Origin of the sequence: Paenibacillus sp. FSL K6-2393, assembly GCF_038002545.1 — a bacterium.
In the GTDB taxonomy this organism is placed as follows: domain Bacteria; phylum Bacillota; class Bacilli; order Paenibacillales; family Paenibacillaceae; genus Paenibacillus.
Genome location: NZ_JBBOCU010000001.1, coordinates 970265 through 982330, shown reverse-complemented (window position 1 = coordinate 982330; position 12066 = coordinate 970265). Strand labels below are relative to the sequence as shown.

The following is a 12066-nucleotide window of genomic DNA, read 5'->3' as shown; positions in this document are numbered from 1 at the left end:
CCTGTCTCTCTCTCTATCACCCAACTGAACTTATTTGATAGCCCCTTGCATGACCCCCTGAATAATGTACTTCTGCGCAAACAGATAAACGATCAGGACAGGCAGCAGGGTCAACACCAGACCAGCCATCAATGGACCGTAATCCACGGTGTATGTCCCATAAAAATAAAACGTGGACAGCGGCAACGTTCGCTGCTCGGATGAAGTCAGCACCAGGGAAGGCAGCAAAAAATCATTCCATATCCACAATACATTCAGCACGCTAATGGTTACGGTTGTTGGCAGTAACACCGGCAGTACGATGCGAAAAAAGGTTTGCACTCTGCCACAGCCATCCATTAGAGCCGCTTCTTCAAGCTCCAGGGGAATACTTTTGATAAAGCCATGGTAGATAAATACGGCAAGCGGACTGCCAAAGCCAATATACATGTAGATCAGCGACCACTTGTTATCCAGCAGGCTGAGCGAGCCGTATATTTTAACCAGCGGAATCATAATGGCCTGGAACGGAATAATCATCGCAGCTACCATCAGGAAAAAGAGATACTGATTCATTTTGCTTTTGTGACGAACAAAGTAATGTGCTGTCATCGCCGCAAAAAGAGCAATCAGTAATACACCTGCAATGGTAATGAGCAACGAATTGCTGAAGGCGGATACATATCCCATTTTGTCAAACGCATTGACGTAATTATCGAATTGAAAGGAGCTTGGCAAGCCCAGCGGATCGGAGGTAATTGTCTGGTTAGCCTTGAACGAATTGACGATCAGAAGTACAAAAGGAAATACAAACAAAATCATCACAACGATTAATGCAATAAACTTCATCCAGTTGAGAATGCGTGATTGTCCAGCCATCATGCCTCGACCTCCAGTTTTTTGCTGAAATAGACCTGGAGCAATGTAATGGCGGCTACAAGGATAAACAGAACAAAGGCTTCTGCCTGACCCAATCCGTAGTCACGAGCAAGAAATGCCTGCTCATAAACATGCATGGATACCATCTCTGTGCTCTTGAAGGGCCCGCCACTGGTCAGGGAGACGTTCAGATCATACACCATGAATCCCCGTTGCAGTGACAAAAAGATGCATACAATAAACGAAGGAACCATCAGTGGCAATACAATGCGCGCCAACATTTTGCGATTACTTGCCCCATCAATGCTGGCTGCTTCCATAACATCCTTCGGCACATTCATTAGTCCTGCAATGTAGATAACCATCATATAGCCGGCATACTGCCAAACGGTCACCACAATGAGTGCCCAGAACGCTTTATCCGGGTCAGCCAGCCAGGAGGTGGAAAACAGAGTAAGGTTCATTTTTTGTCCTGCAAAAACGAGTACCTGATTAAAAATAAACTGCCAGATGAAACCAAGCACGATTCCGCCCACCAGATTCGGCAGGAAAAATCCGGCCCGAAACCAGCCCTGTGCCTTCATTCCCCGAGTTACAGCGTAAGCGAGCAGGAAGGCAACCGCATTGGTCAGCACAACGGTAATAAATACGTACTCCAGCGTCATCCCGAATGATTTCCAGAACACGGTGTCCTTGAACACACTGATATAATTATCCCAGCCAACAAAGCTTTGATCGATGGCAATGCCATCCCAGTTCGTAAACGTCAAATAAATACCATACAAAAATGGAATAATCATCACTGTAGCAAACGCAAATAATGTCGGGCCAGTAAAGATCAGGCGGGTGCGCAGACGTGTCCATAATCCTTTTTCGGTCAGCATTGTCAACCTCCACTCTATCCAAATGATTAGCCTAACGGTTATGCCGGAAACAAGTTGAACAGACCTCATGTGGAAGCTGTACATTCATCATCTCCGGCTACCGCAAGTCTCTCTCTATGTGCTGCGCAGGGCTAAGATTAATTCCTTTATTTCACATTGCTCCAGTATGCCTGAATTTCGCTGGCAAGCCCGGCACGGTCAATGACATCAGCCAAGTATTTCTGCATGGATGCACCCAGTTTGGACCAGTGATCCGCAGGAAGTGTACTCATTGATTCCTCGATTTTGCCTGCCTTGATGTATTCACTAATGGATTTGCCAAGCGGATCGGTTGGCTCCAGTGTAATGTTGCTGAATGCCGGAATAATACTGGCTTGATTCACCAGGAAATCCTGACCTTTTTCGTTATAAACAATCCAATCCAAAAATTTCTTCGCCGCTTCCTGCTGCGCTGGTGTGCTCTTTTCCTTATCCAGCAATATTCGTTTGGATACAGCAGCAGAGATTTGCGTATTACCGAAATCATCCGGATTATTGCTCACAGGTACTGGGAGGAAGCCATAATTTCCATCTGCTGTATCAAAGCTTGAAATTTGTGGCCATGCCCAGTTGCCCTGGAACCAGATGCCAACCTCACCCTTGCCAAGCACCTCAGGTCCACGCTCATAAGTTCCGGACAATGGAGAAGCCTTGTCAATATTGTAGGTTTTCATCAGATCAAATGTATCTAACAAGCCATTAAACACGGCGTTGGAAGCAAGGTCCACTTGACCAGCCTTCAGATCAGTAATGAATTGATCCACCTTCGCACGGTCCGCCGACTGCCCACCATATGCAAGCCCCAGATAATGCGCACCAAGCGACCAATCCATCGGAGATACAATCAAAGGTGATTTTCCAGTAGCAGCAATCTTTTGGAACAGCTCCTCAAGCTGTGCAGTGGTCTGTACAGACTTGGGATCGAATGTCCCACCTACTGCCTGATCCAATACATTCTGGTTATAGATGAATCCATATCCTTCAATAGAGAACGGGAAGGCATAATTTTTGCCATCAAACGTTGTAGCCGCTGTGCTGTTCTCCACAGCATCCTTCATCCAAGACTCGGATGTGAGATCCAGAACACGATCCTTGAATTTCTCGACATCCCCTGTGTCCAGCATCATCATCGTTGTAGGGCTGCCGGAGGCATACAAAGCAGACGCTTTTTCAAACGGAGACTGTCCACTGCCTACAGGTACAATTTCGAGTGTGATATTTGGATTTTCGGCATGGAAGTCTTTAGCCGCTTGCTCCAGCTGATTGTTAATTTCCGACTTGGAATTGAGCATCGTGATTTTGACACTCTCACTGCTGCTCCCCTCCGAGGAGGAGTTGGACTCCGTCGCTGCTTTACTTCCACATGCCGACAATACAAGCATCATAATCAATGACAATACCAATAATTTCATCCATCTCTGTTCTCTTTTCATCTTGTTATGTCCCCCGATCAATAGTTTAAAAGGAAACGCTTACAAGTCGAATTATAATGTCAAAGGTTTGACATGTCAATCGTTTGACATACCATTTTAAAAAAATATCGCGCCTTGATTTTTACATTGCAAAAGGACGAATATGAAAAAACGACCTGTATCAGGTCGTCTCTCTCTCCACGATGGTAACCGGCAAAATATGCTCCATTTCGATCTTCTCTTCCGCGAGTTGGCGCCGAATCAGATCAATCGCCAGTTTAGCCATGGCCTCCACCGGCTGCCTGATCGTTGTAATGCCAGGCACCGTATACGCTGCCGCACGACTGTCATCATAACCTATAATAGCAATATCGTCGGGTACCTTGCGCCCACCTAACACGATCTGCTTCAGCGCATGCACCGCCATCAGATCACTCGTTACAAAGAGCCCATCCACCTCGGGGTGTTGTGCAAGTAGCTTATCCACCAATTCCGTATACTGATGCTGATCAAACACATTCAGATCGGTTTCATGAATCATGACCGGTTTGACTCCATGAGCCTGCAATGTATCAACGAAACCTGTCGTCCGGCGATTGGACAGCATTTGCAATTCCAAATTACCGCAGATATGTGCCAGATTCCGTCTGTTCTTCGAGAGCAGCAATTCAGCAGCCATAACCCCTCCCTGATAGTTATCAGATGAGATAAACGGGATGTCTTCACCGATCTTACGATCAAAGGTCACGATTGGGGAATGCAGATTCATATACTCATCAACTTCCAGTGTATGACTTCCCATAATAATGCCATCCACGCGATTACCCTTAAGCATTTCCACATATTCACGCTCTTTGGAAGGGTCCATGTGGGAATTGCATAACATAATTTTAAATCCATTCTGGTAAGCATGATACTCAACATAGCTAGCCAGTTCTCCAAAAAACGGATGGGATACATCAGGAATAATCAAGCCTATCACATTTGATTGTTTACGCAGAAGAGAACGGGCAATTTCATTGGGTCGATAGTTCAGTTCGTCCATGGTTTGATACACTTTGTCCCGAGTCTTCTGACTGATATATCCCCGGTTGTTTAATACACGCGAGACGGTAGTTACAGAAACTCCTGCCCTGAGTGCAACATCATGAATAGTTGCCATAACACCCTCTTTTCCTACAACATTCTTCATACCTTTAACATTATAAACCCATTGCTAACCCTGAACCAAACCCTTGGTACCCGCCCATTGCTTCATTCCGCTACAATTCTCGCTCTCGGCATGCTATGCATAGCTCCGTGCGTAACATGGACCTGTACCACATACGTACCTGGTTCTTCAAAGGTATGCTGGATTTCATACAGCCCTTCCTCTGACTCATTGGCAGTAATAGCCCCCTGATTCTCCAGTTCGTCCGCTGTCATCATACCTTGTTCCGGAGATACAGAAGGCGGATCATCAAGCTCATTCCAGATCTGGAATTGCACATGGTCAGCCTGACTTAACGGTGCATCTCCCTGTGTAAGCTTCACCTGCAACCGTGTTGGTTTATGAAGAGAAGTCTTCTCTGGAACGTCAAGTTTCACTTTAATCATCTCTGGCATCTCGCCTGATTGTGACTGTTCCTCATAAGAGCATCCCACCGTCAGGAGGAGCAGAATTATGAAGGGCATGAACCAACGAGCTTGTCCGCTCATCACCATCTATCCTTTCTTATTAAGAAGATTTTGGTGTTTTGCCGATACCCCACAGCATCACGATGATGATAATAAAGGCGATCAGTGCCAGTAATGGAATCGTGATGAAACCAAACCAATTCAAATAGTCGGTATAACATGGAACCTTACCGCACGCGACGGCATTCCCTGTAGCCGAAAAAATACGCTGGATTGTTACATGATATAACGAAATGCCGCCACCGACGAAACTAAGTGGGAGTACGTATTTGGTGATGCCCACGTCATCCTTAAAGTAGGCAATGCCCAGCAAGATGGTTAGTGGATACATGAATATACGCTGGTACCAGCATAGATCACATGGAAGATATCCCTTAATCTCACTGAAATAGAGACTCCCCCCTGTTGCAATAACGGAAACGGCCCAAGCAACAAATAACCGGGTATCCACATTTCTCGCTGGACGCTCCGATTTTGATGATGTACTCATTCCTATGTCCCCCCTCTTCATTTTGCTTATACCAAATTATCATACCTCATTCTAGACTCCATCGGCTATTCAAGCTGTTATGTAGGTCATTACCCGATGATTATACCAAATATTTGAACTTTTGGGTTCATTCATGGTCACATTGAATATGTTCATCCTGCTCCATACCTTTGGTCCTTGCGTACGTATTGCCCCAGTCGCACATCGTGTTCAAGACCGGAACGAAGGATCTTCCGAGATCAGTTAAACTATATTCTACTTTTGGCGGGACTTCCTTGAATATTTCCCTATGAACGAGGCCATCACTCTCCAACTGTTTCAATTGGTCGGTTAAGACCTTTTGTGTAATTCCAGGTATCAATTCATAGAACTCCTTAGTTCGAACCGATTGTTGACTCAGAAAAAAAAGGATAAGACACTTCCATTTCCCGCCAGCGATATCCATGAAAATATTTATTCCGGTATTATATTTAACCAATGTGCCGTCCCTCCCCAATAGATACTTTAAAGTGGCTATCCCACCTTTTTGTGCGTTATTTTCTCATTTGTTAATGCCTACTATAATTCAAGGGAGTCCTAAATAACAACGATGGAGATGATCCCATGAGTGTACAATCCGTTTTGGAACAAAGGCGTTCCGTTCGACATTTTGATTCAAATTATACGATACAGCCAGAGACTTTGACTTCACTCATTGCTTCTGCAAGCAAGTCACCTAATGGGAATAATATTCAAGCGACCCGGTATCTTATTATTGATGACCCTGATTTACGGAGCGCATTACTACCTATAGCTTACAATCAACAACAGGTGATGGATGCTTCCGCTTTGATCGTCATGTTAGGGGATTATCGAGCATTTGAAGCGGATAATATTATCAACATTCACGAAGAAGGCTTTCAGTCGGGCTATTTTGATGCATCACTCAGAGATTATCTGGCGAATGCTGCAATACAATACTATGCAAATAAATCCGATGAAGAGCTGAAGTTGGAATTAACCCGAGATGTAAGTCTAGCATCCATGTCATTCATTCTGCTCGCCAATGAGGCTGGTTTCGAAACCATCACGATGTCAGGTTATGATTCCGCTCGATTAAAAGCAAGCTTGAATATTTCTGATAGATACTTGGATGTCATGCTGATCGCTCTTGGTAAAGGTACGAAAAATGGACATCAAACGGTACGTCACCCCGTTCATCAAATTATGTATCGAAACACACTGACCCACTTATGATGAACAAAAAGAGCTGCCGTATGGGGCAGCTCTTTTTGTTTTAATCTTATTTTACTTTACTATTACATGGATTTAGTCAGCGTAATGGAACCATCTTTTTGTGCCCATTTCACGTCCCAGTTCAGAAGTTCAGCAATGAAGCGCAGAGGCACTTGCGTACGTCCATCTTTATTTACAAATACAGTTGCACCCACGTTTTTCTTCACGCCGTTCACTTCCATAACGTTGTTGTTCACCCAGAATTCAAGGGTATCATCACCAGCCATTACCGTTACTTGTTGTGCTTTTTTGTCCCATTTCACCGTTGCGCCAATACCTTCACTCAAGAAACGCAGTGGAATGTATGTTGTGTTTTTCCAAAGCACTGGTGTGGTGTCCATGTTGGTTGTTTTGTCGTTAATTTTCAGCATTTTGCTGTTCAGTTGCATCCACACCGTTGTCATTTCTGGCGCTGGTGCAGGTGTTGCTGGCTCTTGGAATTTGTCATTGAATTGAGTCACGATGGCATTACCAAGGGCTTGACCTACACCAAACATCACTTTGAAGCCTTCACGATTTGTTGTGTAAGAAGCATCATAGTTACCTGCTGCATATTGATTCAATACGTTTTGTACTTGATTTTCATGCGTTGTCAGCGCTTGTTGTCCTGCTGCTTTTGGCAGATTGCCAGCTGTTGCTGAATCCAGGAATGTAGCGAACTCTGTTGTAAATCCATCAATACGTTTCTCTACTGCCGCACGAGCCGCAGCATCGTTGTTTTTAACAGCTTTTACATAGTCGCTTTGTGCATTAACGTGGTTCGTTACCCAAATTTTCTCGAAAGCATTGGCACCATCGTTACCGTAAACGGAAGCAATCGCTGCTTTGAAGTCAGCTGTGTTTCCAGCTTCAGCTGTAATCAGTGCGTTGGAAGCGGCTGTACGTCCATCAAATTCCTCTTGCATTTGCAGAGCCGAAAGCGCAAAGTGTTCGGAAGCCAAGTGGTTGAGTGCAGATCTCAGATCGGCTGCTTTTGTATCCGCTTTGGTATTTTCGAATTTCTCAGGCATTTGTGTAGTAATGGCTGTGGAGAGTGCCTTACTTACGTCGAACATTTCTTTGAAACCTTCACGGTAAGCCTTGTATGCATCAGCGTAATCTCCAGCTACATACTCATCGAATACTTTTTGCACGAGATCTTCATGTACTTGCAGCGCCTGTTTGGCTGCTGCTTTTGGCAACTTGCCTTCGGTAGCTGTGCTCAGGAATGTGGAGAACTCATCCACAAAACCGTTGATGTTTGCTTGTGCTTGTTTGATTCCAGCCTGGTTGCCCATTTTGGTTGCTTTCACCAGATCATCTGTGTATTTGTTATGAGCACGGAAGATGCGTTCGAATTCTTTGGCACCTGCGTCACCGTATAGGGAAGCGATGGCTGGTTGCATATCCAGTGCATTCTGGTCGAGTGCTTTGTAAGCTGCATCTGCATCTTTTGCTCCGTCATATGCTTTTGCCATTGCTGTTACTGCGAGTGCAAAATGCTCGGACAGCAGGTGGTCCAGGTTCGCTCTCAGGTCAGCCGCCGGTGTGTTCACGGATGCTTTCATCATTGTCATTGGTGTCTGTGGTGCGGAAGCTGCTCCAGCGATCCCCGGCATCAACAGTGTCAAGCTAAGTACAGGTGCGATAAACTTCTTCATTTTCATTTTCATTACGTGTTCACTCCTCGATTATGTTTTGTGTATAATTTCTTTCCTCGTCGTTGTCTTCATAGGGTGTAACGCAGGGTTCTCTATTCTGGATCACTCTGTGGGCAAAAAAAATTCGCAACCTTCAGTGAAGAAAGCTGCGAATGCCTGTTGTATCAAGGTTTTTTAATATTAAAAAATAATAAAATTATAGTGATCTTTCCGATCCAAGACTACATACATACTGTAAGACAAATACTTCATTTCCCTTATTTTCTCAAATGAATCTTACATCAAAGGTTAACTTGAAGTACAATAAAGACATATCATATTATTCGCGAAGGAGGTCCATTCATGACCTGGTTGCCTTATGTTTTAATTGTGGGTATTGCCTTATTTGGAGGTATTGCTACCATGATCATCGGAAATTCCAAAGCCAATCAGACCAGCAACCCCGAATATGACCGCCGCACAAAGCAAAACCTAAGCAAACTCTCCTATGTATATGTTGGTGCGATTGTCCTTGGGTTTGGCGGACTAATCCTCTATCTTTTTAACTAAAATGTTTCAATTCGGCAAAGGATACGTTCAAACATGCCAAGCATCTTCAGTTTTCGCTCTACATTCTCCGTATATACACATGTTTACAAGTTGGAGATAATTCAGAATTATTCTGGATATGTTCGGGGTTTAATATAAAGCCATAAGGGACAGCGAGCCCATTAAACAAAACTAACCCCCAACTTGAAGGAGAGATATATGATGAAAAAAAACATGAAGAAATCCGTAGCAACGATGATGGTACTGGGCATGACTTTAACAGGAGCAACGGGCGTATTCGCCGGAACACAACTGGAGAAAATCTCTGCATACCTTAACCATGGAATCAGCTTTAATGTCGATGGCACGGCTTACTCACCAACGGATGGCAATGGCAACAAACTTGCGCCAATTACTTATAACAACTCTACTTATCTGCCTGTACGTGCGCTTGCCGATGCACTGCATGTGCCTGTATCCTATGACGGCAAAAAAGGACAGGTCATTATTGGCCAAGCTACGAGCAATCCATCAGCTCTGACAAATGTAACGTATAGTGCAGCACAAAAAGAGGCCATTCAAAAGGCTTTTGCACAATTCGATGGGTTCGAGACCGCTTATGCCCCTCAGCAGATGATCGCAGGTGACACGTTCAAAAGTGTAGGTGCGGGTGGCGATGGTGTTAGCTTTATTTTTAGCCATATGAAAGTGGATGTATCTCCAAGAGATTATTCGGACGGTTATACAAGCAAAGACGTGAAACTGTCCAATGGTGTTGTCGCCAAATGGTATACACCAGATCAAACGGGCATGCTCACGTTCCAACTGGATGATCGCTACGTTACGCTTAGCTCCCCGGATCATAAGCTGAGCCAAGCTCAGTTGCAACAAGTCGCTGTCTCTGTTCAGAAGGCAACTGGCAACAACGATCAAGGGATCACTGCATTTGCAGATGTGAATTATAGCAAACAACAATTGGATAACATTCGTAAGGCATTTGCGAAGTTTGACGGTTTCACCACAGCCTATGCTCCACAACATATGGTTGCTGGAGATACGTTCAAAAGCGTAGGTGCAGGCGGTGATGGTGTAAACTTTGTTTTCAATCGTATGAATGTCACGGTATCCCCTAAAGACTACTCTTTCAGCTATGATGGCAAAACGGTAAAACTGCCTAGTGGCGTATCAGCCAAATGGTACACACCAGACAAAACGGATATGCTCACGTTCAAGCTGGATGATCGTTATGTAACACTCAGCTCGCCAAATAACCAATTGACTCACACTCAACTGGAGCAAATGGCGGTCTCCGTACAAAAAGTGAAATAAACAAAAATAAACACACATCATTTCGGTCCCGCTCTATGAGCTGGGGCTGATTTGATGTGTGTTTTGTATGCTCAAACTCTGCTGCAAAGACCTCTTCCTGTTCGTCTGTCCCTATCCTGCAATTAACTCTCTGACTTATTCATGACCTGGCGAAGCCAGTAATACCGATGCAAGTCCATGATAAAATGAAACACCACAAAAGCCAACATAATGTATACACACATTAGCACAACAGCCACAGTCTGGTGTGTAACAAAGGCCAGTGAAATATTGGCCAGAAGATATGCTCCGCCCGTAATCATCGTTAATGTGGCAACAGGCATACCTGTGCTTTTATCTCTTTTTTTACGCTGAGGGGGCTGCTGCAGCTTACGCAAACGAAACTTCACGTATTGGAACAAAGCAAAACTATATACCACAAATGATCCAATGGCGTACCAAGGTGTTGTCAGACCAATTGTCCCGTAAGCAAACTTCTGTATAATCACCATAAATCCCACAGAACAAACGATGCCAAATACGCCTCGGAACAATACATAATTCAGTTGGAGTCTACGTGGGGCAGCAATCAGGGCAATCGCCCATATATTCATAAAGGCTAGCGGTGGAACGAGAATATACGCATACAGTGATTGGAACGGGACACTGAACACGGGAATAAGCAGAAATACGTTAAGAAAAAACAGGACAAGTATGCCTGCACTCAGCCGAATACCATCTACTGCATAGATGACATAAGGTGAATCCTCATACGGATTTGAACGTTTATTGTTCGCCATTATAACTCTTCCTTGATAGATTCGTTTCTTCATGACTACAATGCCAGGTCAGCCAAACGAACAACCCTGCGATAGTACATCGCATCCATCAAATCCTCCCAGTCGAGTTCACTGGCATTAATGTCTCGATAATAGACCGCAGCAGCAGGCAAGAAACCAACCAGCGGCCCTGTACCACCGCAAATCAGACTTCCGCCGTCTCCGCCTTTGGGCATCACATCCCCAGCCGAATCCAGTGTAAGCTCATACTTGTAGGGATCACCGGCAAATTGCACTCCGAAGAAATTCGGCAGTGCCAGATCATAAGGACGATCATCCTTTTCTTCAACCCGTGTAGAGTCTAGATCTATCGATTCATCCACATTCTCATCCACGTCTTCCAGACTTCCAAAGTGCTTCAATCTCATCGTATAGTCGAAGCTGTCACCCCAGGGAAATAACGTGCGACAACCGCCGCCATAGATATACTCCCATTCGTCTTCGGTCAGCAAACCAAAACCCGCCGCAGCTTCCTCCCTCACGACGTCTTCCAACTCGATTCCTTCGTTGAACCACAGGATTCGGACTCCATTCTCACTTTGGCGAATCAGACGAAATTGTTGATGCAATTCATATTCACGTATTTCCGATTGCTTAAATTGCTCCAGGGCTGACGGGAAATCAGGATCTTCCTGTGCCAATGCTTCCTCCTCGGACACTTCAATCCAGCCAAGCGAGATCAGTTCGCATTCCACGAGCATCGGCGCAACAGTAACTTCTCTCACAGGTGACATCTGACTCGCCAAGAAAGAATCCACGTTCTCTACACCATACTCACTGACCGTTTCATGCAGGTCGGCTGAGGTCTCTTCGTTCATACCATGCTGCCAACGATCCCAGCCGAGGGTTACTTGATCCCCAGGGACAAACACAAATCTCAACCCATCCTCCCTAAATACACCTGTTTCCATCCGCTGACCGAATCGTTCAAATGTCTCGAGACCCTCATATACCATACCGTCTGGTAACTGACGAACAAGCTTACGCATCCAAGCCTCTTTGTCCTGAGCGTTCAACGCCTGCCACATGTCTCGTCTCAATGTTTCCATAACTCTCCCCACCTTTCCTTATACACTTTCACTTCTCTAAAATGCTTTACTGGCTCGCACAGCACAA

Annotated in this window: 13 protein-coding genes; 3 read left to right on the top strand and 10 right to left on the bottom strand. The window is 44.9% G+C overall.

Annotation, left to right across the window (positions count from 1 at the left end; all coding sequences use genetic code 11):
- Positions 1-30: 30 nt before the first annotated feature.
- The 7 genes from MHI14_RS04140 to MHI14_RS04110 all read right to left on the bottom strand — a co-directional run bounded on the left by MHI14_RS04140 (position 31) and on the right by MHI14_RS04110 (position 5838).
- Positions 31-858 carry a carbohydrate ABC transporter permease gene (locus tag MHI14_RS04140; protein ID WP_091038600.1) on the bottom strand — a complete coding sequence of 276 codons (828 nt, stop codon included), beginning with the start codon at positions 856-858 and terminating at the stop codon, positions 31-33.
- Positions 858-1742, bottom strand: coding sequence for a carbohydrate ABC transporter permease (locus MHI14_RS04135; RefSeq protein ID WP_076319689.1), 885 nt, complete (start codon positions 1740-1742; stop codon positions 858-860). The genes MHI14_RS04140 and MHI14_RS04135 overlap by 1 nt, the downstream gene beginning before the upstream one ends.
- Positions 1743-1888: 146 nt before the next feature.
- Positions 1889-3214: an ABC transporter substrate-binding protein gene (locus MHI14_RS04130; RefSeq protein ID WP_091038468.1), complete on the bottom strand. Its 1326-nt coding sequence runs from the start codon at positions 3212-3214 to the stop codon at positions 1889-1891.
- Between the two features lie 160 nt (positions 3215-3374).
- On the bottom strand, positions 3375-4355 hold the full coding sequence (locus MHI14_RS04125) for a LacI family DNA-binding transcriptional regulator (RefSeq protein WP_091038467.1): 981 nt from the start codon (positions 4353-4355) through the stop codon (positions 3375-3377).
- A gap of 92 nt (positions 4356-4447) precedes the next feature.
- On the bottom strand, positions 4448-4867 hold the full coding sequence (locus tag MHI14_RS04120; RefSeq protein WP_181155600.1) for a FixH family protein: 420 nt from the start codon (positions 4865-4867) through the stop codon (positions 4448-4450).
- A 43-nt stretch (positions 4868-4910) separates the two neighbouring features.
- Positions 4911-5360 (bottom strand): disulfide oxidoreductase, encoded by a 450-nt coding sequence (locus MHI14_RS04115; RefSeq protein WP_124118173.1) that lies wholly within the window; start codon positions 5358-5360, stop codon positions 4911-4913.
- Between the two features lie 127 nt (positions 5361-5487).
- Positions 5488-5838 (bottom strand): winged helix-turn-helix transcriptional regulator, encoded by a 351-nt coding sequence (locus MHI14_RS04110; RefSeq protein WP_091038462.1) that lies wholly within the window; start codon positions 5836-5838, stop codon positions 5488-5490.
- Positions 5839-5963: 125 nt separating this feature from the next.
- On the opposite strand from MHI14_RS04110, the gene MHI14_RS04105 reads away from it, so the two are divergent.
- Positions 5964-6596, top strand: coding sequence for a nitroreductase family protein (locus tag MHI14_RS04105; RefSeq protein WP_105601928.1), 633 nt, complete (start codon positions 5964-5966; stop codon positions 6594-6596).
- A gap of 62 nt (positions 6597-6658) precedes the next feature.
- Here MHI14_RS04105 and MHI14_RS04100 read toward each other — a convergent pair whose 3' ends face one another.
- Positions 6659-8281: a copper amine oxidase N-terminal domain-containing protein gene (locus MHI14_RS04100; protein WP_133387221.1), complete on the bottom strand. Its 1623-nt coding sequence runs from the start codon at positions 8279-8281 to the stop codon at positions 6659-6661.
- Positions 8282-8617: 336 nt separating this feature from the next.
- Between MHI14_RS04100 and MHI14_RS04095 the strand changes: the two genes are divergently transcribed.
- The gene (locus MHI14_RS04095; protein WP_017692174.1) at positions 8618-8824 is read left to right on the top strand and encodes a hypothetical protein; all 207 of its coding nucleotides are present in this window, start codon (positions 8618-8620) and stop codon (positions 8822-8824) included.
- 201 nt (positions 8825-9025) lie between these two features.
- Positions 9026-10132, top strand: a complete 1107-nt coding sequence (locus tag MHI14_RS04090; protein ID WP_341129922.1) for a stalk domain-containing protein — start codon at positions 9026-9028, stop codon at positions 10130-10132.
- A 122-nt stretch (positions 10133-10254) separates the two neighbouring features.
- Here MHI14_RS04090 and MHI14_RS04085 read toward each other — a convergent pair whose 3' ends face one another.
- Positions 10255-10911, bottom strand: coding sequence for a hypothetical protein (locus MHI14_RS04085; RefSeq protein WP_341129921.1), 657 nt, complete (start codon positions 10909-10911; stop codon positions 10255-10257).
- Between the two features lie 35 nt (positions 10912-10946).
- Positions 10947-11999 carry a hypothetical protein gene (locus tag MHI14_RS04080; RefSeq protein WP_341129920.1) on the bottom strand — a complete coding sequence of 351 codons (1053 nt, stop codon included), beginning with the start codon at positions 11997-11999 and terminating at the stop codon, positions 10947-10949.
- Between the last annotated feature and the right edge of the window lie 67 nt (positions 12000-12066).